This is a genomic window from Rhizobium sophorae (genome assembly GCF_013087515.1).
Classification (GTDB): domain Bacteria; phylum Pseudomonadota; class Alphaproteobacteria; order Rhizobiales; family Rhizobiaceae; genus Rhizobium; species Rhizobium sophorae.
Window position 1 is genome coordinate 74,241 of the sequence record NZ_JABFCN010000031.1, and the last position, 24,690, is coordinate 98,930.

Annotated in this window: 21 protein-coding genes; all 21 read left to right on the plus strand. The window is 61.3% G+C overall.

The features are described from left to right. Nucleotides 1-8: 8 nt before the first annotated feature. The 21 genes from G9X64_RS19375 (at nucleotide 9) to G9X64_RS19475 (ending at nucleotide 24,617) form a co-directional block, all read left to right on the plus strand. The gene (locus G9X64_RS19375) at nucleotides 9-1,118 is read left to right on the plus strand and encodes an ABC transporter ATP-binding protein (protein WP_171377239.1); all 1,110 of its coding nucleotides are present in this window, start codon (nucleotides 9-11) and stop codon (nucleotides 1,116-1,118) included. A 53-nt stretch (nucleotides 1,119-1,171) separates the two neighbouring features. Next, complete coding sequence (locus G9X64_RS19380) at nucleotides 1,172-2,053, plus strand: polysaccharide deacetylase family protein (RefSeq protein WP_029875724.1); 882 nt, start codon at nucleotides 1,172-1,174, stop codon at nucleotides 2,051-2,053. Nucleotides 2,054-2,065: 12 nt separating this feature from the next. After that, complete coding sequence (locus G9X64_RS19385) at nucleotides 2,066-2,398, plus strand: hypothetical protein (protein WP_171377223.1); 333 nt, start codon at nucleotides 2,066-2,068, stop codon at nucleotides 2,396-2,398. After that, the gene (locus G9X64_RS19390) at nucleotides 2,391-3,440 is read left to right on the plus strand and encodes a CobW family GTP-binding protein (protein WP_168311992.1); all 1,050 of its coding nucleotides are present in this window, start codon (nucleotides 2,391-2,393) and stop codon (nucleotides 3,438-3,440) included. The genes G9X64_RS19385 and G9X64_RS19390 overlap by 8 nt, the downstream gene beginning before the upstream one ends. After that, a complete protein-coding gene (locus tag G9X64_RS19395) occupies nucleotides 3,437-4,651 on the plus strand; it encodes an ABC transporter substrate-binding protein (RefSeq protein ID WP_171377224.1) in 1,215 nt (404 codons plus the stop codon). The genes G9X64_RS19390 and G9X64_RS19395 overlap by 4 nt, the downstream gene beginning before the upstream one ends. A 19-nt stretch (nucleotides 4,652-4,670) precedes the next feature. Beyond that, complete coding sequence (locus G9X64_RS19400) at nucleotides 4,671-6,044, plus strand: amidase (RefSeq protein WP_171377225.1); 1,374 nt, start codon at nucleotides 4,671-4,673, stop codon at nucleotides 6,042-6,044. A gap of 39 nt (nucleotides 6,045-6,083) precedes the next feature. Continuing rightward, nucleotides 6,084-7,052: a cyclase family protein gene (locus tag G9X64_RS19405; RefSeq protein WP_168311995.1), complete on the plus strand. Its 969-nt coding sequence runs from the start codon at nucleotides 6,084-6,086 to the stop codon at nucleotides 7,050-7,052. 569 nt (nucleotides 7,053-7,621) lie between these two features. Continuing rightward, entirely contained in the window at nucleotides 7,622-8,632 is a 1,011-nt protein-coding gene (locus G9X64_RS19410; RefSeq protein WP_168311996.1) for a GlxA family transcriptional regulator, read from the plus strand. Nucleotides 8,633-8,817: 185 nt separating this feature from the next. Beyond that, nucleotides 8,818-10,497, plus strand: a complete 1,680-nt coding sequence (locus G9X64_RS19415) for an ABC transporter substrate-binding protein (RefSeq protein WP_205917558.1) — start codon at nucleotides 8,818-8,820, stop codon at nucleotides 10,495-10,497. Between the two features lie 70 nt (nucleotides 10,498-10,567). Further along, nucleotides 10,568-11,581, plus strand: coding sequence for an ABC transporter permease (locus G9X64_RS19420; protein ID WP_168311998.1), 1,014 nt, complete (start codon nucleotides 10,568-10,570; stop codon nucleotides 11,579-11,581). A gap of 3 nt (nucleotides 11,582-11,584) precedes the next feature. Beyond that, on the plus strand, nucleotides 11,585-12,460 hold the full coding sequence (locus G9X64_RS19425) for an ABC transporter permease (RefSeq protein ID WP_168311999.1): 876 nt from the start codon (nucleotides 11,585-11,587) through the stop codon (nucleotides 12,458-12,460). A gap of 32 nt (nucleotides 12,461-12,492) precedes the next feature. After that, nucleotides 12,493-14,547, plus strand: a complete 2,055-nt coding sequence (locus G9X64_RS19430; RefSeq protein ID WP_246270991.1) for a dipeptide ABC transporter ATP-binding protein — start codon at nucleotides 12,493-12,495, stop codon at nucleotides 14,545-14,547. Continuing rightward, nucleotides 14,547-15,806 carry an MFS transporter gene (locus G9X64_RS19435; RefSeq protein WP_171377226.1) on the plus strand — a complete coding sequence of 420 codons (1,260 nt, stop codon included), beginning with the start codon at nucleotides 14,547-14,549 and terminating at the stop codon, nucleotides 15,804-15,806. Before G9X64_RS19430 ends, G9X64_RS19435 begins: the two co-directional genes overlap by 1 nt. Further along, a complete protein-coding gene (hydA, locus tag G9X64_RS19440; RefSeq protein ID WP_171377227.1) occupies nucleotides 15,803-17,236 on the plus strand; it encodes a dihydropyrimidinase in 1,434 nt (477 codons plus the stop codon). Before G9X64_RS19435 ends, hydA begins: the two co-directional genes overlap by 4 nt. Beyond that, nucleotides 17,233-17,994, plus strand: coding sequence for an SDR family NAD(P)-dependent oxidoreductase (locus tag G9X64_RS19445; protein WP_168312003.1), 762 nt, complete (start codon nucleotides 17,233-17,235; stop codon nucleotides 17,992-17,994). The genes hydA and G9X64_RS19445 overlap by 4 nt, the downstream gene beginning before the upstream one ends. Nucleotides 17,995-18,027: 33 nt before the next feature. Then, nucleotides 18,028-19,065: an NAD-dependent epimerase/dehydratase family protein gene (locus G9X64_RS19450; RefSeq protein ID WP_168312004.1), complete on the plus strand. Its 1,038-nt coding sequence runs from the start codon at nucleotides 18,028-18,030 to the stop codon at nucleotides 19,063-19,065. Beyond that, nucleotides 19,065-19,973 (plus strand): allantoinase PuuE, encoded by a 909-nt coding sequence (locus G9X64_RS19455; protein WP_168316416.1) that lies wholly within the window; start codon nucleotides 19,065-19,067, stop codon nucleotides 19,971-19,973. Before G9X64_RS19450 ends, G9X64_RS19455 begins: the two co-directional genes overlap by 1 nt. Continuing rightward, complete coding sequence (locus G9X64_RS19460) at nucleotides 19,966-21,651, plus strand: thiamine pyrophosphate-requiring protein (RefSeq protein ID WP_171377228.1); 1,686 nt, start codon at nucleotides 19,966-19,968, stop codon at nucleotides 21,649-21,651. The genes G9X64_RS19455 and G9X64_RS19460 overlap by 8 nt, the downstream gene beginning before the upstream one ends. A gap of 16 nt (nucleotides 21,652-21,667) precedes the next feature. Continuing rightward, nucleotides 21,668-23,002, plus strand: a complete 1,335-nt coding sequence (locus G9X64_RS19465; RefSeq protein ID WP_171377229.1) for a dihydroorotase — start codon at nucleotides 21,668-21,670, stop codon at nucleotides 23,000-23,002. Between the two features lie 10 nt (nucleotides 23,003-23,012). Beyond that, entirely contained in the window at nucleotides 23,013-23,786 is a 774-nt protein-coding gene (locus G9X64_RS19470; RefSeq protein WP_171377230.1) for an SDR family NAD(P)-dependent oxidoreductase, read from the plus strand. Between the two features lie 45 nt (nucleotides 23,787-23,831). Next, the gene (locus tag G9X64_RS19475) at nucleotides 23,832-24,617 is read left to right on the plus strand and encodes an SDR family oxidoreductase (protein WP_168312009.1); all 786 of its coding nucleotides are present in this window, start codon (nucleotides 23,832-23,834) and stop codon (nucleotides 24,615-24,617) included. Nucleotides 24,618-24,690 lie beyond the last annotated feature (73 nt).

Consider the following 24,690-nt stretch of genomic DNA (forward strand, 5'->3'; position numbering starts at 1 on the left):
TGACAGACATGATACATGACCTCGAACTCTACCAGATCGGCAAGGTCTACGATAACGGAACGCCGGCCGTGATCGATTTCAACCTCGCCGTCGACAAGGGCGAGTTCATCGCGTTTCTCGGTCCGTCCGGCTGCGGCAAGACGACGACGCTGCGGATGATCGCCGGCTTCGAAAGCATCTCTTCCGGCAATCTGATGATCAGGGGCGAGCGGATCAACGATATCGGCCCGGCTCAGCGGCCGACCTCGATGATCTTCCAGAATTATGCGCTCTTCCCGCACATGACGGTGCGCAACAATATCGGCTACGGCCTCGACGTGAAAGGCATGCCGAAAGCCCAGCGCAATGCAAAGGTCGACCGCATCCTCGCCAAGCTCGGTCTCGAGGACGTCGCCGACAAGCGCTGCGACAAGCTCTCCGGCGGCCAGCGCCAGCGCATCGCGCTTGCGCGCGGCCTCGTGGTCGAGCCTGATATCCTGCTGCTCGACGAGCCGCTTGGCGCCCTGGACGCCAACCTTCGCAAGACAATCCAGAGCGAATTGAAACTGCTGCAGCGCGAGCTCGGCGTGACCTTCGTCTTCGTCACGCACGCCCAGTCCGAGGCGCTGGCACTGTCCGACCGGATCGTCGTGATGAACCAGGGCCGGATCGAACAGATCAGCCCGCCGCACCAGCTCTACACGCGGCCGAACACGCCTTTCGTTGCGCAGTTCATTGGCCGCAACACGATCTTCAAAGGTTCGGTCAAGGGTCACGAGAAGGGACATGTCATGGTCGACACGCCTCTCGGCCTTCTCGCCGGCGATGCCAATGGCGCGGTCGCCGACGGGGATGCGGTGAGCGTCGTGATCCCGGCGGAAGCGATCGAAGTGCATGCGCTTGACACGGGCCGCCGCGGCGCGATCGCTGAGGCCTCCGGCGGCAATGTCATCGACGCCAGGATTTGCCGCTTCGACGTGGTCGGGCATATCTCGCATCTTTCGGTTGCCCTGCCGGACGGACGCATGCTGGCGCTCGAAGCCCATGTCGACAAGTATCCGCCCGGCGCCTTTCCGATCGATGCGCCGGTTGCGCTCGCCTGGAAGCCGCAAAATGCCACCGTCATTCCTGCCCACTAAAAATCCGGTCGATCAAGTCAGGACCAACGAGAACATCACAAGGAGACCCCGCAATGGCAAAAGAAATCTTCTGCAGCTTCGGCATCGACGTGGACGCCGTTGCCGGCTGGCTCGGCTCGTATGGCGGCGAGGATTCGCCGGACGATATCTCGCGCGGCCTGTTTTCCGGCGAAGTCGGCAGCCCACGGCTGTTGAAGCTCTTCGAGCGCTTCGGCATCAAGACCACCTGGTTCATCCCGGGCCACTCGATCGAGACATTTCCGGAGCAGATGCAGGCCGTCGCCGATGCCGGCCACGAAATCGGCATCCATGGCTACACCCATGAGAATCCGATCGCCATGACGCGCGAGCAGGAGACGGAGGTGCTCGACAAGTGCATCGAGCTCGTCGCCAAGCTTTCCGGCAAGCGGCCGACCGGCTATGTGGCGCCCTGGTGGGAATTCTCCAACGTCACCAATGAGCTGCTGCTGGAGCGCGGCATCAAGTACGATCACTCGCTGATGCACAACGACTTCACGCCTTACTATGTCCGCGTCGGCGACAGCTGGACCAAGATCGACTATTCGAAGAAGCCGTCGGACTGGATGGTGCCACTGAAGCGCGGTCACGAGACCGACCTTATCGAGATCCCGGCGTCCTGGTACCTCGACGACCTGCCGCCGATGATGTTCATCAAGAAGGCGCCGAACAGCCACGGCTTCGTCAACCCGCACGACATCGAGCAGATGTGGCGCGACCAGTTCGACTGGGTCTATCGCGAGATGGATTATGCCGTCTTCCCGATCACGATCCACCCTGATGTCGCCGGCCGGCCGCAGGTGCTGATGATGCTGGAGCGTCTCTACGCCCACATGATCAAGCATCCCGGCGTCAAGTTCGTGACGATGAACGAGATCGCCGACGACTTCGCCAAACGCTTCCCGCGCAAGAAGTAAGAGGCAAAACCGATGTGTTCGCTCTGCGGCATTCTGGGTGGCAACGAGCACTGGGCCGACGCGGTCGCGCGGCCCGGGGTCTACACCCGCTCCGCCGAGCGGATCGACCGCCGGCGCGAGCGTGCCCGCCGCGTAGCGATCGCCAACCGCATCCTCGATGCCTTCGGGCTTGGTATCTCCGACTGGCAGGGATCCTCCTTCTTGCTGACGACCCGGACCGGAAAGACCGAGATCATCGAGGATCTCGGACACCTCTGGCCGGCGGCTGAGCGGCTTGCGGGCCGGCCGCTCGATCCGTTGGCCGAGCCGCTTCTCGATCGGCTGGAGGCGAACGGCCATGGCTGACGCCTTTCCGGCCTTCACGCCCGTCACGTTGCTGACCGGTTTTCTCGGATCCGGCAAGACGACGCTGCTGCGCCAGCTGCTGACCGATCCGGGGCTTTCGAATGCCGCTGTGCTGATCAACGAATTCGGCGAGGTCGGCCTCGACCATCACCTGCTCGAGCGCATCGACGAGAACATGGTGCTCCTACAATCCGGTTGCCTCTGCTGCACGGTGCGGGGCGAACTGGCAGACGCGATCCGCGATCTGCATTCGAAGCGCGAACGCGGCATCGTCCCGCCCTTCGACCGGATCATCATCGAGAGTACCGGGCTTGCCGATCCCTTTCCGGTTCTTTCGACCCTGAAGGCCGATCCGGTTCTGCGGCATCATTTCAAGCCATCGGGTGTGATTGCCACCGTCGATGCCGTCAATGCGGGGATGCAGCTTACGGCCTATCGGGAGCCGATGCGGCAGGTGGCGGTGGCCGACCTGCTGGTGCTGACCAAGACCGATATCGCCGAACCCGCCCAGGTCGCATGGATCACGGCGATGATCCGGCAGATCAATCCGGATGCGCCGATTGTGCTTTCGTCGGACGATGCCTTCGATGTCGCCAGGCTGCTGGACGACACGACAACGGTCCGCGCCGAGGCGATGCAGTCGCCGGGGGGGTTCTATTGCGACGATCCGGGGCCTGTTCTTGCCGGCCAACATTCCGGTGGGATCCGGTCCTTCGCGCTGGTGAGCGAAGGCACGGTCGACTGGACAGCCTTCGGCATCTGGCTGACGATGCTGCTCAACCGGCACGGCGATCGTATCCTTCGGGTCAAGGGCGTTCTCAACATCGAGGGCGAGGATTTTCCCGTGGCGATCCACGGAGTGCAGCATCTGGTCCATACGCCCGTTCATATGCAATCCTGGCCCGGCGGGGACAGGCGTTCCCGCATCGTCTTCATTGTCGACGGCATCGTGCCCGCGGCGATCGAGCGATCGTTCAACGCCTTCAACGGGCTCGGTGCCGCACAGGTTGCGCCGCGGCGGGTCGAGGAAATGCAGCCATGAGAAAAATGCCGACGCCGAAGAGTTTCCCGATGCCTGCCGTGCATACCGAAGGCCGGATCAAGCTGCGCATCCTCGGCACGGCGATTTCGCTGCTGGAAGAACTCCGGCTCGGCGCCGAGCGTGACCTTGGCATGGAAATCGAATTCGACAATCAGGACTTCATGACCGCCCAACACAAGGCAGCGCTGGAGCCGATGACCTACGACATCTACGACCAGTGTTTCCACAACCTCGATATCGTCTGGTACTGGCGCGCCGTACAGCCGATCGACATCGAGCGGATCACCCTCTGGGACGAGATCACCGACCTGACCAAGACGGGCCGCATCGGGCCGAATGCGCGGATAGGGCAGGGCGATGCGCCAGTGACCAAGCTCTTCGTGCAACCGAATTTGGCGCTTTCCGAAACGCCCTCTCAGCGCATTTCGATGCTGCCGACGACGCATAATTTCGACAGCTTCGCCTACCGCACTGATGCGGCCAATTCCAACCAGATGACCTCCTGGGCAGCACTGCTCGACCTGCGCTGGCACGGACGCGCAGCCCTCGTCAACGAGCCGGCGATCGGCATCTTCGACGCAGCACTTGCGGCGCAGTCGGCCGGACTGATGACCTTTAACAATCTCGGCAACATGAGCATCGAGGAAATCGATCGGTTGCTGGACATCCTGGAAGAGCGCAAGAAGGCCGGCTTTTTCCGCGGCTTCTGGCGTTCGGCCGAGGACGCGGCGAACCTGATGACGAAGAGCGACACGCAGATCCAGTCGATGTGGTCGCTCGGGATCAGTAAGCTGAACCTGCGCGGCTTTCCCGTCGAACTCGCCAATCCCGCCGAGGGTTACCGCGCCTGGCATGGCGGTCTCTGCCTGTCGAAACGGCTCTCCGGCCGGGCGCTCGACGCGGCCTACGACTATCTCAACTGGTGGATCTCCGGCTGGCCCGGCGCGGTGGTGGCCCGGCAGGGTTATTACATGTCGACACCGACACGCTCGCGGCCGCATATGACGCCGGCCGAATGGGACTATTGGTACGAGGGCCTGCCGGCTGCGACGGACTTGCCAGGGCCTGACGGGCTCCTCCGCGTCAAGGCGGGTGCGGTGCGTAGCGGCGGCTCCTACTGGCAGCGCGCCAACTCGATCGCCGTTTGGAACACGACTATGGACGAACACAACTACCTGGTGCGCCGCTGGATGCAGTTCGTGGCGGCGTGAGCAGAACTGGAACGACAGAATGACCCTTTCTTACGGCTCCCTCTCGATCGCCCAGCTCTCCACCCTCATCCAGGGTGGCAGCGTCGATCCGGTCGCTGTGGCGGAACAGGTCTTTGCCGCGATAGAAAGCCATGACGACAAAGCGATCTTCATTTCGCTGACGCGTGAGCGAGCAATGGCTGAGGCGCAAGCTTCATCGAAGCGGCTGAAAGATGGTCGTTCGCGCGGCTTGCTCGAGGGTATTCCGGTCGCCTGGAAGGATCTCTTCGATGTTGCCGGCAGTGTCACGGCGGCGGGGTCGAGGCTGCTTCTACGGGATCAGGCACCGGCCGCAGTCGACGCCGCCGTCGTCTCCGCGCTGGCTGCCGCCGGCATGGTCGCAGCCGGCCGGGTGAACATGAGTGAGTTCGCCTTTTCCGGCCTTGGCATCAATCCGCATTTCGGCACGCCGAAAAACCCCCGCAGCACCGATGTCGCCCGCATTCCGGGCGGCTCGTCTTCCGGTTCGGGCGTGGCGGTGGCATCAGGTCTCGTGCCGGTCTCGATCGGCTCCGACACGGGTGGTTCGGTCCGGATCCCGGCGGCGCTGAACGGCATCGTCGGCTACAAGGCGACGCGCGGACGATACCCGATGACAGGCGTGTTCCCCCTTTCCGGCAGCCTCGATTCGCTCGGGCCGCTCTGCCGTTCTGTGCAGGATGCCGTCTGGATCGATGCCGCGATGCGCGGAGCCATGGCACCCACGGCCAGTCGCCGTCCGCTCGCCGGGCTGGAGGTCGTCATTCCCACCAACGTCGTCTTCGACGATGCCGAGCCGGGTGTCGTTGCGGCCTTAGAAGCGGCGGTTGAGCGTCTGTCCGCCGCCGGCGTCGTGTTCACACGACTGGAGATCCCGGCTTTTGCGGAAATTCTGCAGCTGATGGCAAGCCACGGTGCCCTGGTGACGGCGGAGGCCTACTGGCTGCATAGGGCGCGGATCACCGGGCCGGATGCCGAACTGATCGACCCGCGTGTGGTCTCGCGCACCCGCTTCGGTGAGGAGATCACCCTTTCGCACTACCTCGACATTCTCTCTGCCCGCGCGCGGCTGATCGAAGCGGTGGACCGGCTGGTCGGCGACCGCCTGATCGCCTTCCCGACGGTCGCGCACGTGGCACCGTTGCTCGAGCCGCTGAAGACCGATGACCAGCTCTTCGTCGCCACCAACGGCAAGACACTGCGCAACACGCTGCTCGGCAATTTTCTCGACTGGTGCGGGGTGTCGATCCCTTGCGGGGCAGGCGACGCCGGCATGCCGGTCGGCTTCCTGCTGTCTGGCCTGGCGCGCGCCGACGAGCGGCTGCTGTCGGTGGCGCTCGTCGCCGAACCGGTCATTCGCGGTGAGACAATTTGAAGGCGGTCGCTCCGGCTGCGAACATGAAGGAGACTTGCAATGTGCATGGCGTGTTATGTCGACGAAGCGACCAAGAGCAAGATCATCGCTTACAATGCCGAATTCCATAAGGTGACGAAGAGCCCCTATGGTAGCGACGACGAGATTGGCATGCTGAACTTGATTGACGCCAAGTCGCGTTCGGCGATAATCGGCCGCACCGATGCCTCGAAGGTCTTCGACCTCTCGGTCGACCACTTCGTCGGCATGCCAGGCTGGTTCGGTGCCGGCGACCAGCCCTACCAGATCTGGATGACCCACACGCCGCAGGGCGAGATCGTCGCCAACACCATGGGCGTCAAGCGCCAACAGAACGAGCTCGTCGCCTATTCCGGCGACAGTATCTCGATGTACACCCATTGCGGCACGCATATCGATACGTTCAACCACTTTGGCTACAATGGCGAGATCTTTAATGGCTTTACGGCACGGGATCACCTCGGCAGCCGAGCCTGGGATATTTGCGGCCCGGAAAAATATCCGCCGATCTTTGCGCGCGGCATTCTCCTCGATATCGCGGCGATGCACGGCGTCGATACGCTGCCGCCGACTCATCCAATCGGCAAGGCCGACATCGAGGATTCCCTGAAGAGGCAAGGGCTGAAGATCCTGCCCGGCGACGTGGTGCTGCTGCGCACCGGCCAAATGCTGCTTTGGCCGGATATGGCTTTCACCAAGAATACGCCCGGGCTCAACCGCGAGGGCGCGGAATATATCGCCAAGCACGGCGCGATCATGATCGGCGCCGACAACCTGACACTGGAGCAGACGCCGTCGGCGCACGAGCTCAACTTCTTCCCCGTCCATACCTACCTGTTGGCGGAAGCAGGCGTGCCAATACTCGAGATGGCCTATCTTGAAGAGTTGGCCGCCGAAAAGCTCTACGAGTTCGCGTTTTTCGGAGCCTGCATTAAGTTGCGCGGCGCTACGGGAACACCGATGCGGCCAATTGCGATGCCGCTGCGCTGATCGCGAGCCGCGAGACTATGCCAACTTAACTCAAACGATCGCGCATAGCCGCGCAAACACTCGATCTCTGTCAGCCGGGTGGCAGCCGGCCTCGCTCACGGGATGCTGAAGGGGACCTGCGGCTCCTGGCCTTCCTGTATCCAGTCGCGCTTGACGCCGCCGATCGGCGACCATGCATGCGTACGATGCCGAGCTTGCGGTGCACCTCGGTCAGAGCGTTCTGGACGAATACAGTTCGACCTGGTTGAGCCGACGGCCAGTCGTTCCGGCCGCTTGCCGAACTCTTATCTCGCGATGACCTTTGAATCCACGCTGGGGCCGGCATTATAGTCGGGCTCAATACTGTTGTAGCAAGTCGTGATGGGATGTGTCACACAGCCATCCATCCACCATCGACCAGCATATGTGCGTTGCTTCATCGCTGGCGAGGAACAAAGCGGCATTTGCGACATCCGGCTGACCATGCGGTGACGCTTAGTCGTCGATGTTTGTGTTTAGTTGCCTGCCCAAGTCCGCCGCTGCTGCGGACCGGCAAGAGCAGGGCAACCGGGATGTTTGGAGTTCGCCCCATGACGGATCACACCTATACGCTTAAGCAATTGGCACAGGGGCATCGACCGATCCGGATTGGCTTTTTCCTGGTGCCGGACTTCCCTCTGATGACCTTTGCGGCAGCGCTCGACTCGCTGCGGCAGGGCAATCGTTTGGCCAAGCGAAAGGCCTTTGAGTGGCTCATCCTGTCGGCGGATGGCGGCCATGTGAAGTCCAGCAGCGGATTGGGCTTCGATGCAGATGCGGCAATCAGCAGGGCGCCGCGCTGCGATATCGTAATCCTCTGCGCAGGCATCAATTATGCCGATGCCTATGATGCCAATGTCTTTGCATGGTTGAGGCGCATCCATTCGGAGGGGTGCGTGCTTGGAGCAGTCAGCACTGCCGTCTTCTTCCTGGCAAAGGCGCGATTGTTGGAAGGGCGACGATGTGCCGTTCATTGGGAGTCGCTTGCAAGCTTTCGCAGCGAGTTTCCGAACTGTCTCGCCACGGACGACATTTTCGCGATCGACGGACGTTTTCTGACCTCCTCGGGCGGAACCGTCACATTGGACATGATGCTTTACCTCATCTCGGCCGTGGAGGGTCGGGAGTTGGCAGCACTCATTTCGGACCAGTTCAACCACGCGCGGATACGGCGCCAGGACGACGTTCAGAGGATGTCGCCCGAAGATCGTTTCGGCATCCGGAATGCCAAGCTCGCCTTCGTGGTTCGTCGGATGGAAGCCAGCCTCGGCGATCCGGTCGAAATTTCCGATCTCGCCAATAGCGTGGCGCTTTCGCTTCGCCAGCTCGAGCGGCTGTTTCACACCAATCTCGGCAAGAGTCCTACCCATTTCTACATAGAGCTTCGCATGACACGCGCGAGAGAACTGCTGGTCTACACGGAACTGGCGATCGGTGAGATCGCCGAAATCTGCGGTTATCAGTCAGCTTCGCATTTCGGCCGCTCATACCGCACGCGATTTCGCGAGAACCCTGCCGCGACTCGAAAGGCAGAGAAGCTGCGAGAGGAGCCAATGTCATGAACAATGTCGATCCACGCAGAGAAGATGTCGGATCACCGCATATCACGGAGGTCCATCCCGTTTTAACGTAAATCAAAACGGATGGGTGACGGACAAAAAGTCCGCTGCGACCGAGCCTGGGACGAGTATCTTGCCGGCCGGTCCGACCAACAAAAATTCGGAACAGTTAAAGCGCTAACTAGGAGATGACTACCGTGGACAAGTCTCAGCATTCCTATATCCCGACTCTGGTCGAACAGATGTCGAGCGGCTCGATCGGCCGCCGAGAATTTCTGCGTAAAGCGACGCTTCTTGGTGTTTCGGCCGCAGCCGCATATTCTCTTGCCGGCGTTCCAATGCCGGGCGACGGCGCCCGGGCCGACGATATGCCGAAGGGCGGAAACCTGCGCATCGGCATGCGTTGCATGGAAATCAAGGATCCGCATCTGGCCGACTTTGCCGAAAAGTCGAACGTCATCCGCCAAACCTGCGAATATCTGACCCTCACGGATCGCAACAACATTACCCATCCTTATCTGCTGGAAAAATGGGAAGTCAGCAACGATCTGAAGACGTGGACGCTTCATGTGCGCAAGGACGTCAAATGGCGCAAGGGAAAGCCGCTGACGGCCGACGATGTGATCTGGAACCTGAAGCGCGTTTGCGATCCAGCAATCGGTTCGTCGATGCTCGGGCTTTTCACCGGTTATCTCGTGCAGGAATACGAAACCGGTGAAAAGGACGACAAGGGCAATCCCAAGAAGTCGAGCAAGCTCTGGGCTGACAATGCCATCGAGAAGGTCGACGATCACACAGTTCGTCTCAACTGCTCCTCGCCGCAGATTGCCGTGCCCGAGCACCTCTACCACTACCCGATGTTCATCCTTGATCCGGAAGAAAACGGTGCTTTCGGCGCTGACGCGAACGGCACGGGTCCCTTCGTTATCACCGAATACGTCGTCGGCAAGGGTGCCAAGTACAAAGCCCGCACCGACTATTGGGGCACCGGGCCATATCTCGATACGTTCGAATATGTCGACCTCGGCGACAATCCGGGGGCCGGTATCGCGGCCATGGCTTCCAAGCAGGTCGATGGCCTGTCGGAAGCTGACGCAGTCCAGATCAATGCAATGAAAAATTTCCCGCATGTGGCAGTCTATCAGGTCGATACGACCCAGACGGTCGTTGCTCGCATGCATCCAAATATCGACCAGTTCAAGGACAAGCGCGTGCGCCAGGCGATGCGCTATGCGATTGACCGCGACAAGGTTATCCAGACCGCGCTTCTCGGTGCCGGTGTTCCTGCCGAAGATCATCACGTCGCGCCGTCACATCCCGAATATGCGGCCTTGCCGAAATATCCCCGAGATATCGAGAAGGCCAAGAAGCTCCTGGCCGACGCAGGCTATCCTGACGGTTTTGAATTCGACATGACGACGCGCCCCGACCCGATCTGGGAGCTCAACACGGCGCAGGTCCTGGCCGAACAATTCAAGGACATCGGTGTGAAGGTCAACATCAAGTCGCTGCCGAGTGCGCAATATTGGGAAGTCTGGACGACGTCGCCGTTCAGCCTGACGGCCTGGGGCCATCGGCCGCTGGCAATCATGACGCTGTCGCTCGCCTACCGTTCGAATGCCGCCTGGAACGAGTCCAACTATTCCAATGCGGAATTTGACAGGCTGCTGACGGAAGCCGAAGGCATCCTCGATCCGAAGGAGCGCAGCAAGGTCATGGCGAAGATCGAGGCGATCATGCAGGACGACGGACCAATCGTTCAGCCCTTCTGGCGTGTTTTCTCGACCGTCATGGACAAGAAGGTCAAGGGCTTCGATCTCCATCCTTCGCAATACATCTTCGCGCATCAATACGCGATCTCGGTATAACCTCCCGGCTGGTGCCTGGCCGCGTTCGCGCGGTCGGGTGCCGGGCGCAGATATTCGGGCTTGTCCGGCTATGGCGAATTTCCTCCTCAAGCGCTTGGCGATGATGGTCGTGACGATGCTCTGTGCCTCGTTTCTCGTCTTCGCCGTCTGCGAGTTCACTCCCGGCAGCGTGGCGCGCAAGTCGCTCGGTCCTTTCGCTACCCAGCAGCAGGTGGACCTGCTGTCGCAGAAACTGAAGGCCAATGATCCACTGCTGGTGCGCTACGGTCGCTGGCTGGGTGTGCTCGTCGGCGCAATCCCCGATCCGCTTCAGGATCCGGCCACCGGGCTGAACTTCAAGGACCCGCGTGGCGCCCAGTATTTCGGCAACTTCGGATATTCCACCCTGAACAAGCTACCCGTCAACGACGTCATCTGGGATCGTCTCGGCAATACCTCCATCCTCGCCGGGCTGGCGTTCCTGCTGATCGTGCCGCTGTCGATCATTTTCGGCATCCTGTCGGGGCTGAAAGAGGGCGGGGTGCTGGACCGGACGCTTTCGATCATCTGTATCACTTTTACCTCCATTCCGGAGTTCGCGTCAGGCGTCTTCCTGGTGACGCTCTTCGTGATCCTCTGGCCGATCCTGCCAGGCACGAGCCCGCTCAACAGCGATGGCGGCTGGGCAGTGCCCTATCAGTTCGTCCTGCCCGTCGCGGTGCTGGTCATCTATGACTTCGGCTATGTCGCCCGCATGATCCGCGTCTCGATGATCGGAGTCATGGAGCGGCCCTATATCCGCACCGCAATCCTCAAGGGCATGAGCACGCGCCGCATGGTCCTAGGGCACGCGTTGCGGAATGCGATGATCGCACCGTTCACCGTGCTCCTGCTGCAAATCAACTTCCTGATCAGCGGCGTCGTCGTCACCGAGCTCGTCTTTGCCTATCCGGGCTTCGGCCGCCTGATCCTCGATGCAAGCCTGTTCGGCGATATCGCAACGCTCGAGGCCGCAACATTGATCACGGTTGCCATCGCCGTTGTCACGCAGTTGCTTGGCGACCTCGGCTACATGCTGCTCGATCCACGCATCCGGGTGAGGTAAATCATGGCTGTTCATGACAATATCACCGGAGTGGTCACCGCACCGCCAAAGCGTGCTGCAAGGCCCAACTGGATGCGCATCTTTCATTCGCGCACGGCCGTCGTCGGGTTTTGCCTTGTTCTCTTCTGGGTACTTGCAGCCCTTCTTGCGCCCGTCCTGCCGCTACCGTCGCCGACGGATTCCGATGTCATGGCGATGAGCAACCCCTATCCTTCCGCTGCCCACTGGCTGGGGACCGATATTCTCGGTCGTGATATGCTGTCACGGTTGATCTTCGGCGCCCGCACAGTGCTCTCCGTTGCGCCGCTGTCGGTGGCGGTCGCAATGATCGTCGGCATCACGATGGGGATGATTGCAGGCTACTATGGGGGCTGGATCGACGTGCTGATCAGCCGCGTCTCGGACATCATACTGGCATTTCCGGTTCTCGTTATCTACGTCATCCTGATCGCCAATATCGGACCGTCGGTCCTCAACATCGTCATTGCGACGATGATCGCCTCGGCGCCGGGTATCGGTCGCATAACGCGCGGCCTGGTGCTGGGTCTGAAGCAGCAGGAGTATGTCGCGGCAGCAAAGCTGCGTGCTGAAAGCACGCTCTACATCATGATCGTTGAACTGCTGCCGAACTGCCGCAGCCTGCTGATCGTCGATGCCTGCCTGCGCATCGGCTACACGATCATCACCATCGGCATCCTCGGTTTCCTCGGCCTCGGTCTGCCGCCACCGAACCCGGACTGGGGTGGCATGGTCAAGGAAAGTGTCACTGTACTGAATGTCTGGCCACACATGTCGCTGATCCCGTCTGCCGCGCTCGTCAGCCTGGTCCTCGGCTTCAACCTGCTCGCCGACGGCATTCGGGAGGCATGGAAATCATGAACATCATCGCGTCCAGTCTTCAAGGAGCGGCCATGTCCATCACGCCGTCGATCGATTGTGAACCCGTTATCGACATCGCCAGCCTTCGCGTCGAGTTTCGTGGCAAAAGCGAAACGGTCGTCGCGATCCCCGACCTCTCGTTTAAGGTCATGCCGGGCGAAAGCTACGGCCTTGTAGGGGAATCGGGCTGTGGCAAGAGCACGACGGCCATGGCGATCATGGGCTATCTCGGAAATACCGGGGTGATTGCCGGCGGCAGCATCCGCTTCAACGGCAAGCAACTGGTCGGTGCTTCGGCCAAGGATCTGCGCTCCATCCGCGGGCGGCAGATCGCGATGGTCTACCAGGATCCGATGAGTGCGCTCAATCCGGTGAAGACGATCGGTGCGCAGCTTGCCGAAGTCCCCCTGCTTCACATGGGCGCAAGCAAAAAAGATGCCATTGCCATGGCGGAAGCGATGCTTGCCGACGTCCGCCTGCCGGACCCCGGCGACATGATGAAGCGGTATCCGCATCAGCTTTCCGGTGGCCAGCAGCAGCGCGTGGTCATCGCCATGGCACTGCTTGCCAAACCGTCGCTGTTGCTGCTCGATGAACCGACAACCGGCCTCGATGTGACGGTCGAAGCTGCCGTCATCGATCTGATCGCCGAATTGCGCCAACGCTATTCGACCAGCCTGCTGTTCATCTCGCATAATCTCGGCCTGATCGCAGAGAGCTGCGATCGTCTCGGCATCATGTATTCCGGCGAGATGGTAGAAGAGGGAGCGACATCAGAAGTATTCCGCCGGCCGAAACATCCGTATACGCGCGGCCTTATCGATTGCATTCCCGACATTACCGGCGATAAGCGCAGCCGCACGCTCGCTGCCATTCCGGGCTCGATCCCGCTGCCGCAGGAAAGGCCGCAGGGCTGTCTTTTCGGGCCGCGCTGTTCGAGTTTTGTCTCCGGCCTCTGCGACCGTCCGGACCTTGCTCTGGAGCCGGCGGCGGAAGAGCATCTGGTGCGCTGCGTCCGCTGGCCCGAAATTTCGGCAGTAGAAGCGACGGTTGCTCCGGTCGAGACAAAGATGACTGCAAGATCGACGGCGATAACGCTGTCCGATGTGAACCGTCTCTATCCCGTCGGCCGCCAGAAGACCGTCAAGGCAAACGAAGCGATCAGTTTCGAAGCGGCAACAGCCGAGATCGTGGCGCTGGTCGGCGAGTCCGGCTGCGGAAAATCCACGCTGGCGCGCATCGTGACGGGTCTCGACAAGGCGACCTCGGGCGAAATACGCATGGCTGGTGAAAATATTGCCGAATTGCAGGCGAGCGAGCGTCCGCGGGAACTGTTGCAGCAGGTTCAGATGATCTTTCAGAACCCTGACAGCACGCTCAACCCTTCGCATTCCGCCGCTTTCTCCATCCGCCGTTCGATCAAGAAGTTCGGCATCCGCAAGGGAAAGGCGGAGATCGAACAGCGTGTTCGCGAGCTTCTGGAAATGGTGCGATTGTCTCCGGCCGTTGCAGACCGAAAACCAAACCAGCTCTCCGGGGGCCAGAAACAACGCATTGCCATCGCACGCGCCTTTGCGGCGGAACCGTCGCTCATCGTCGCCGACGAACCGGTCTCCGCCCTCGACGTCTCGGTGCAGGCCGCGGTCGTGACGCTGCTTCTCGATATTCAACGGGAAAAGCATGCCACGATGCTGTTCATCAGCCATGACCTGGCGTTGGTTCGCCACGTGGCAGACAAGGTTGTGGTCATGTATCTCGGTAAGGTCATGGAGCAGGGGACCGTCGAGGAAGTCTTCGGCGAGGGCGCACATCCCTATACCGAAGCACTTCTCTCAGCGATCCGCAGCCCGCATCCGGATGAAGCGCCGCGCGAGCGTATTCGCCTGTCCGGCGAAACACCGAGCGCGGTCAACGTACCCGCCGGCTGCCGTTTTGCGACGCGGTGCCACCGCAAGCTCGGCAGCATCTGCGACACCGCTCCGCCCCCACTGCGCAAGATGTCCGATACGCACGAGATTCTCTGCCACATTGATCAGGCAGATCTGGCCGCCCGGCCTTCCGTCCTTGCTTTTGCCGAAAAGGCATAATGATGCGCGATCCCGATCGGATTGGTGACTTCTGGCGGAAAGCCGCAGGCCTTCGTGCAATCCTGCATGTCATGGCGAGCATCTGCATCGTCGCGACTGGCAATTCTCTTCTGACGACCACAGTTTCTCTGCACCTCAGTGACCCTGCAATCGATCCCCACATTGTCCAGTTATTGCTGACGGCGTTTCCCATAGGCTTCCTTGCCGGATGCCTGTCAGCCCGCTTCATGGTCGTCCGCTTGGGACATGAGCGCGCTTTCCTGGCCGTCGCATTGTTCGCCGGTGTTGGCGCCTGCGGCTACATGCTGACGCAAGCCGCGCCGGTCTGGTTCTGCCTGCGCCTGATAAACGGCTTTTCCATCGCGACGCTGTTCGTCGTGTCCGAAAGCTGGATCAATCTTTACGCTGGCCAGAAGAACCGCGGAGCTTATTTCTCGCTCTATATGCTGATGACGTCGCTGGCGACGCTGTTTGCGCAATTGCTTGTCGAAGCGGCCGGAGCGGACTCTCCCCATCTCTTTCAGATCGTGCTCGGTGTCGTCCTGCTTGGACTAATCTACGCCCGCTTTGTCGGTGGACCCTGGCCCACCTTGCGCCTGCCGCTGGCAGTGGCGGTCGAGGCCGGTAACGCTCACTCCGGGCATCGGTATGGCATCTGGCGGCTCGTCGCTCTCGCACCGGTGGCTGTCGTCTGCGTCTTTCAAGCGGGCATGACGAATATGAATGTCTATACGATGACGCCGATCTATGCGGAGCGGGTGCACCTTGACGCGGCGGTGGCCGTGACACTGGTAACCGCCTTCAGCCTGGGCGGCATGCTCGCTCAGGCGCCGGTCGGATGGTTGTCGGATCGTATGGACCGGCGCGTTCTACTTCTCGTTCAGGGATTGGCGGGAGCAGGACTGTGCGCAACAATCGCCTGGCCCGGAAGCTATCCGCAGATGCTTCTCCACGGTCTGTTTTTCGCCTATGGCGCGATTGCGCTGACAATTTACCCGGTCGGCATCGCTTACGCCAACTCACAGCTCGACAGCCGCCATATGGTCTCGGCATCGGGTAGCCTCCTGCTCCTCTATTCGATCGGCAACATCATGACACCTGGGCTCGCCGCCCAGCTGATGGAGCTGTTTGCACCGCAGGCACTCTTTCTTCTGCTCGGGAGCGGAGCGTTCCTGGTTGCTGCTACTGCCTGCTTCAATCTGCTGCGCCGTCCGATCGGCGCCACCAAACATTGCCTCGTCTCGGGAGGAAGCGAATGATGCCCGCCAAGCCTTATGACCTCGTGATCCGTCGTGGCCGTGTGGTGCTGCCGGATGCGACCAGGCAGATCGATATCGGCGTTCGCGACGGCGTGATTGCGGCGCTCGGGCCGGATCTCCCCGAGGGCAAACATGAAGTCGCGGCCGAGGGGCGTATCGTTCTGCCCGGCGGCGTCGACAGCCATTGCCACATGGATCAGCAGCCATGGGAAGGGAAGGCGACAGCTGACGATTTCAACACTGGCACGCTGTCGGCGATGTGCGGTGGCACGACAACTGTGGTGCCTTTCGCCATGCAGATGCGTGGCCAGTCGCTACGCGACATCGTCGAGGATTACCACGAGCGCGCCCGTCCGAAGGCGCATATCGACTACGGTTTTCACCTGATCGTCGGCGATCCCTCAGCCGAAGTGTTGGGCAACGAAATTCCCCAGCTGATCGCGGAAGGCTGCACCTCGATCAAGATCTACCTCACCTATGACGGTTTGAAGCTCGATGACTATGAGGTGCTGAATGTGCTCGACCTTGCCCGCGCGCACGGCGCAATGGTCATGGTTCATGCGGAAAACGACGCCTGCATTCGCTGGTTGACCGAAAAATTCATTGCCGCGCGCAAGACCGAATTGCGCTACCATGAAAAAGCGCATTCAGCGATCGGCGACCGTGAAGCGACCTTCCGGGCGATCAGCCTTTCAGAACTGATCGAGACGCCGATCCTCGTCAGCCACGTCGCTGCGGACGGCGCCGTCGAGGAGATCCGCCGCGCCAAGGCGCGCGGGCTTCCGATCTACGCCGAAACCTGCCCGCAATATCTCTTTCTTTCGGCTGAGGACATCGACACCCATGATCTCTCTGGCTCCAAATGCGTCTGCACGCCGCCGCCGCGCGACAAGTCGAACCAGCCTGCAATCTGGGCCGGTATCCTGGACGGAACGCTGGAGGTTTTTTCTTCGGATCATTCGCCGTGGCACTATGCGGATAAGATAGCGGGCGGGCCGGGGACGCCCTTTCACCGTATTCCCAATGGCATTCCCGGCGTCGAGACGCGCCTTGCTTTGCTGTTTTCCGCTGGGGTGAATGGTGGCCTGATCTCGCTGCAGAAATTCGCCGACCTGACGTCCGGCGCGCCGGCACGCCTTTTCGGGCTTGCTCCGCGCAAGGGGCAGATTGCCGTCGGGGCAGACGCCGATATTGCGATCTGGGATCCGGATCGCAGCGTGACGATTAGCAATTCCCTGCTGCACCACGCCACCGACTACACGCCCTACGAGGGGCAGGTGGTCAAGGGCTGGCCCGTCATGACGATCTCGCGCGGCGATATCGTCTGGGACGACGGTAAGATCCTGGCGGAACCGGGCCGTGGCCAGTTCATCGCCAGAGAGCGGCCTTTCCCGCCGCAGCAGGGACTTTCGAAGGTCCTCGCATCATGACAACGCCGATATCCCGCCTTGAAGGCAAGGTGATCTTTCTGACGGGCGCAGCAAGCGGCATCGGCGCGGCGATCGCGCGCCGCTGCATCGACGAGAAAGCCTTCGTCATCTGCGCAGACCAATCGCTCGATGGAGCCAACGCGCTTGCAAAATCTCTCGGTCGGCAGGCGCTGGGCATACAATGCGAGGTTACCGAGAGCGGCTCGGTCAAGCGTGCGGTGGAGACCGGCGTTGAACATTTCGGGCGCCTCGATGGCCTCGTGCACAATGCGGCTGCACCCTCGATGGATGGGAGTGTCGTCGACCTTGCCGAGCCGCAATGGCGGCTGGAAATCGATGTCATCCTGACCGGCGCCTTCCTTGCCAGCAAACATGCGCTTCCGGCCATGATCGAAGGTGGCGGCGGCTCGGTCGTCTTCATTGCATCGCAATTCGCTCATGTGGCAACCGGCAAGGCCGTCGCCTACTGCGCCGCAAAGGCCGGTCTCGTGCATCTCGCCAAGGCCATGGCGGTTGACCATGCGGCTGATGGCATCCGCGTCAACAGCCTTTCGCCCGGGGCCGTCGCCACTCCACGGCTGCTGCAACGGTGGCCGGATCTCGAGGCGGCCAATGCCGGGTTGGGGCCCGCGCATTTGCTCGGACGCATCGGGCAGCCGGAGGAAATAGCCGCCGCCACCGCCTTTCTATTGTCGTCGGATGCATCCTTCGTCACCGGAACCGATCTCCTGGCCGACGGTGGCTACGCGACGCGCTGATACCTGTGTTGAAAATCTTTGGATGGATTTGAGATGACCCTTCTCGTTACCGGTGGAACCGGCTTCGTCATGAGCGTCCTTGCACGGGCATGGCTAGAACGTGATGCCAATGCGCGCGTCGTCATTCTCGATCGCGCCGGCCTGGATGCGGTGGCGGAGCGCTATTTTGAGCCGGTCCGTGATCGGCTGACGGTGGTCACCGCCGACATCTGCGAGCCCACTCAATGGGAAGCGAGACTCGACAGCCACGATGTCCGCTACGTGGTGCATGGCGCCACCGTCACCCCCATCTCACGTGGCAGCGCGGCTGAAGCAAAGCGTCAGCCAGAGGCCGAAGACCCGGCCAGGATCGTCGATGTCAATTTCATGGGCACGGTGCATATTCTCGAATGGCTGAGAAAGCGTCCCAGCATCCAACGCCTCGTCTTCGTCAGTTCGGGATCGGTCTACCGTCATCACGGGCCGGACTGGACGGGCGAACCGCTTCCGGAAGACGGCTATGTTGCACCGCTGACGCTGTACGGCATTTCCAAGTTTGCAGCTGAGATGGTCGTCAACCGCTACGCCGATCTTTTCGGTCTGTCGGCAGCCTCCGTCCGGCTTGCGTCGGTCTATGGACCGATGGATCGGGTCACCGGCAGCCGCAATTTTCGGCATGTGCCAAACCGCGTCGCCCATATGGCGCTTGCCGGGGAAACCGTCCGGCCGAACAGCCTGGAACCTGTCGGCGATTATGTCACCTCGACGGATGTGGCGGATGCGATCATCGCGCTGCTTCTCGCAGAGCGCCTCCGTTACCGGCACTACAATATCGGCAGTGGCGAGACCTCGACCATCGGCGACATTATCGGCTGGGCGAAGGAGCGCGCACCTTCTCTGCAGGTCGAAGTGAGCCCGGCGCAAACCGCCAACATCATCCAGGACATTTCACTGAAAGACGGCATGTGGGGAGCCTACGACATTGCCCGTATCGCGCGGGACACGGGCTGGCAGCCACGCAGCGCCAGGCAGTCGTTCCACGACTACATGGACTGGATCGTCGAAAACGAAAATCAGAGCGAGGGAAAGTGATGAGCGCTGCTGCAAAAGATCAATCGCGTGATTTTGTCGGCTATGGCCCGAACCCACCGGTCATCACCTGGCCAGGTGGCGTGAAGCTGGCGATCAACCTTGTGCTGAACTATGAGGAGGGCGCCGAATATTCCTGGCTTGAAGACGGGCGAAACGACAACTGGGGCGAATACAATATCCCCAACAGTCCGCCGTTGCGCGACCTCGGCACCGAAACACATTTCGAATATGGCAGCCGCGCCGGCGTCTGGCGCTTAGCACGACTGCTCGACCGCTGCGACATCCCCGTAACGGTCTCGGCCTGCGCCGTTGCGCTGGAGAAAAACCCTGCCGTCATCGAGTGGATGAATGCCCGTGGCCACGACCTGCTCGGCCACGGCCTGCGCTGGAGCGAATATTCCGGCATGCCGCGCGATGAAGAGGAGCAGCAACTCCACGAAGCCGTCGCCCTCTATCAGAAGTTGACTGGCAAAAGGCCGCTCGGCTGGAATTGCCGCTCCTTTCCAAGCGTCAACACCCGCGATCTGATCGTCAGGGAAGGCGGCTTCCTTTATTATTCGGACCCCTGCAACGACGATCTTCCGTATTTCCTCGATCACGAGGGTACGAAGCTTCTCGTCGTACCCTATTCGAAAACGCTGAACGACAGCCGCTATCTGATCGCGCCGGGCTATAGCAATCCGCGCGACTTTGTCGAGGATTGCCGATCGGCGATCGACTACATGATCGGCGAAGCGGACGAAACCGGCGGGCGAATGCTGACGATCGGCGTACATGCCCGCTGGATGGGCCAGCCCAATCGCGCCTCCGGCCTGCGTGACGTTATCGAACACGTCAAGTTGACCCCCGGCGCCGCCTTCATGCGGCGCGAGGACATCGCCCGTTATTGGATCGCTCATCATGGCTGACGGCACGCATGCACTGACGGACGGCCATTTGCGTGCAGAGACGATGAGTGGCGCCGAATATATTGCCGGGGTCCTGAAGGAGGAAGGTGTCAAGCAGATCATCGGCTTTCCGGCGAGCGAGCTTTTTGATGCTTCAGCCGCGCTCGACATTCCGCCGCTGATTGCGCGCACGCAACGCGTCGCCGTCAACATCGCAGAAGGCTATGCCCGAGCGACAGCCGGCAAGGAGCTTGCCGTTGTCACCGTGCAATATGGTCCGGGTGCCGAAAGTGCATTTGCCGGCATTGCGCAGGCTTTCAACGACCGTGTGCCGATGCTGTTCCTGCCGACCGGCTACCCCCGCGGATCGGAAGCAGTCGCCCCGAATTTCGAATCCCGCCGCAACTTCCGGCACATTACCAAATGGTGCGAGGCGGCAACGCAGGTCGATGATCTGCCGAAGCTGATGCATGCGGCGATTTCGCGTGTCAGAAACGGGCCGCCCGCGCCGGTCCTGCTCGAATTGCCGGTCGATCTGCTTGCCGAAAGGCTTGATGCTCTGCCGACCGATCATCGTCGACCACGCCGTAGCGTACCGCAGGCCGGCGACCGTGAGGTGGTCGATCTGGTCGAAAGCCTGCTCGCCGCCAAAAATCCAGTCATTCTCGCGGGGCAGGGGGTGCTGTCAGCATCGGCGACGCCGGAGTTGGTCGAGCTTGCCGAACTCTTGAACATTCCGGTCATGACGACGCCGAACGGCAAGAGTGCCTTTCCGGAAGATCATCCGCTTGCTCTCGGAACGGCCGGACGCGCTCGGCCCGCGACCGTCGACCATTTTCTCGAGGGGGCGGATGTGGTGTTCGCGCTCGGCAGCAGCCTAACGCGCTCCTACTACATCCTGCCGGTCCCGGACGATAAAACCATTCTGCAGGTCACGCTCGACGAGGCGGATCTCGGCAAGGACTATGCGGTTGCCCAGGGCGTGGTCGCAGACGCCGCCTCGGTCGTGAAACAGATGATCGCGCTCATCCGCAGCAATTATCTCCCTCTCGGCGAACGTCAGCAGCCGGCAGCAGAAATCGCCGCTATCCGCGCCGTCTTCATGGAGAAGTGGATGCCGCTGCTGACGTCGGACAGCACGCCGATCTCGCCTTATCGCGTCGTCTGGGAGATCATGCAGGCGATGGATCCGAAGACTTCGATCGTCACGCATGATGCCGGCAATCCGCGCGACCAGTTCTGCCCGTTCTACGTGGCAACTACACCCGGCAGCTATATCGGCTGGGGCAAGACGACCCAGCTCGGCAGTGGCCTTGGGTTTGCGATCGGGGCCAAGCTTGCGCGCCCCGATGCGACGGTCGTCAATCTGATGGGCGAGTCCGCCTTCGGGATGGTCGGCATCGATTTCGAGACCGCCGTGCGCTGCAATCTGCCTGTCTTGACCATCGTGCTACGCAACAACGTGCTCGGCGGCTATGCGAAAAGTATGCCGATTGCCAGCACGAAGTATGGCGCAAATCAGGTGACAGGCAATTACGCGCCGATCGCCGAGGCGCTCGGCGGCCACGGGGAGTGCGTGCGCGACCCGGCACAATTACGCCCCGCATTGCTGCGCGCCCTCGCCAAGGTCAAGGCTGGGCAGGCAGCCCTCGTCGAGGTCGTCACGCACGAAGAGCCGCGGCTCGCGGGTCTGTGGTAGGGAGGCGGAGGTTGAAATGTTCGACACGCTGATTACCGGCGGCATGGTCGTTACTGCAACCGGTCAAAGCCCGGCGGATATCGGCATTCTCGACGGACGCGTCGCGGCCCTGCGAGCGCCGGGTGAGCCCGCGATGGCGCGCAGCTTCATTGATGCGAGCGGCAAACTCCTGCTGCCCGGCCTGGTCGACGCCCACGTTCATCTGCGCGAACCGGGGCTGACGCAGAAGGAAGACTTCGAAAGCGGCACGCATGCCGCAGCGCTTGGCGGCGTCACGACCATCCTCGACATGCCGACGGACGATCCGTGGACGGCAACCGCGCAGCAATTGTCGGATAAGATGGAAAGCGCTGCGGGGCGGATCAGTGTTGATGTCGGTTTTCAAGCAGTAGTTTCGAAGCGCTGTGACAGCCTGGAGGACCTGCTTGCCTTGTCGCCTGTTTCTCTTGAACTGTTCACTGCCGACGTACCCGTCGACTACTGTTTCGACAGTCTGGATGCTGTCACTGAGATGCTGCGCCGGTTGGCAGGCGTCGGGCCGGTGATCGGCGTTTCCCCTGGCGACCAATCGATCATCGAGGGCAGCGCCGGACGTGACCGTGGTGGCGATATCCAGGCATTTCTGGCAAGCAGACCGCCGCTCGCCGAAGCCGGGGGTATCGCTCGCGCGGTGTTGGCGGCGGCCGAGACTGGGGCACACGTGCATGTGCGCCAGGTCAATTCGAAGCTTGGAATCGAGACCTGGCGCCGCCTTCATGGCATGGCGGATGTCACCGTCGAAACGACGCCGCAGAACCTGTTCTTCACCTCCGGCGAATACGAGATCTCCGGCGCCAGACTCAAGGGATCGCCTCCGTTCCGCAGCCACGACGATGTCGCAGCCCTGCGCAATGCGGTCGCGGAAGGACTGATCACAATCATGGCCACGGATCACGCGCCGCATAGCCGAGCCGAGAAGTCGGCGACCTATGGATCATTTGCCGACATTCCCGGTGGGATGCCGGGCCTCCAGACGCTGCTTGCGGTGATGTTGGATCTTGTCGCTGAAAAGCTCATCGCACTTCCGGATCTGGTGCGCATGTGCTCCTATAACCCTGCTCGCCGCTTTGGGCTCGGGCTCTCGAAAGGATCGATCGCCGTCGGTTGCGATGCAGACATCCTTATTGTCGACATGACCCGTTCCACCGCGATCACGGACGCCGGTCAGCTTTCGCGTGCAGGCTACACGCCGTTTCACGGCAGACGCACCGCTGGCAAGCTGACGGATGTCCTCCTGCGCGGCGAGTGCATCGTCAAAGACGGAACGCTCATTGCTCCCTGCCGCGGTCAAGTTGTCCGCAGCGTTGCCTGAAGGAACTCCCATGCCTCTGCTTGACAGAAAAGTTGCAATTGTTACTGGCGCCAGTTCAGGTCTCGGCCGTGCGATTGCGCTGCGCTACGCGGAAGAAGGCGCGACCGTTGTGATTGCCGATGTCTCGGAGGCGCCGATCGAGGGAGGCGATACCACGCTTGCCCGCATTATGGCTGCAGGGGGAACGGGCCTGTTCATCAAGACCGACATCTCCAACTGGGCGGATGTCGATTCACTCGTCACGCAAACGGTGAAAGAGTTCGGTCGGCTCGACATCATGGTCAACAATGCTGCGATCTACACCTCGACCAATCTTCTCGAAACCTCTCCGCAACAATGGGACCGGGTGATGTCGGTCAACGTCACCGGTTTCTTCTATTGCTGCAAGCGCGCGGCTGAGCAGTTCCTGACGCAGGAGCCTGAGGGCGAGGCACGAGGGCGGATCATCAATATTTCCTCCCAGCACGGCATGCTGGCTTGCCCAGGTGATTTTCCCTATGGCGTCAGCAAGGGGGCGATCGTGCAGATGACCCGACAGATCGCCGTCGACCACGCCGCCAATATGATCCTCTGCAACGCGATCGCGCCGGGGAAGATCATCACCGGCAAGCCAGGTGTTGCCAATGATCCCGACGCGCTCGACTATTCGCGTCGGCGCACGCCGTGGCCGCGCCTCGGCGAACCGCGCGACGTCGCGGGGGCCGCCCTTTTCCTCGCCAGCGAGATGGCGAGCTACATCACCGGCGTCAACCTGATGGTCGACGGTGGCTGGATGGCCGGCTGATCGGGTGCTGAACAAAAATCGACAACAACGGAAAGGAAGCAGACGATGGATCTGGGATTGAAAGGCAAGATAGCCCTCGTGCTGGGGGCCGGCGGGGGGCTTGGCGGGGCGATCGCAAAAACGCTTGCCGCTGAAGGCGCGCAGATCGCGGTTGCCGACATCAACAAGGAAGCGGCCGAAAAGACGGTTGCCGACATTCGCACGGCCGGTGGCTCGGCGATGGCACTGGAATGGGACCTTGCCGAGCTCGGGGTGATCGAGCCCAATCTCGCTGCCATCGAAAAGCAGCTCGGTTCGGTTGATGTGCTCGTCAACATCACCGGCGGCCCGCCGCCGACACTGGTGTCCGGTCAGAGCGCCGATAGCTGGCGTAAATATTTCGACAGCATGGTGCTGTCGGTCATCGCCATCAGCGATGCCGTTCTTCCCAAGATGCGCGAAAAGAAGTGGGGCCGCATCATCACCTCGACGTCGTCTGGTGTCGTGGCGCCCATTCCCAACCTCGGACTTTCGAATTCGCTGCGCATGTCGCTTCTCGGCTGGTCGAAAACGTTGGCGGGCGAGGTCGGTCGTGATGGCGTGACCGTCAATATCGTCTTGCCAGGCCGTGTCGCCACGCAGCGTATCACTTTCCTCGACGAACAGAAGGCGAAGCGCGAAGGAAAGGCCGTCGAAGAGGTTTCAGCGGCAAGCACTGCATCGATCCCCGTCGGGCGCTACGGCCAACCGCAGGAATATGCCGACGTTGTCGCGTTCATGGCAAGCAGCCGCGCCTCCTATCTGACCGGATCGGTGATCCGCGTGGACGGGGGTCTAATCTCGAGCGTGTGATTGCGCCCTGCCTTCAATTTCTTTTGGAAAACAGGACTTTCACTGAAATTTCGACTGCCTTAACTGCGAGAAG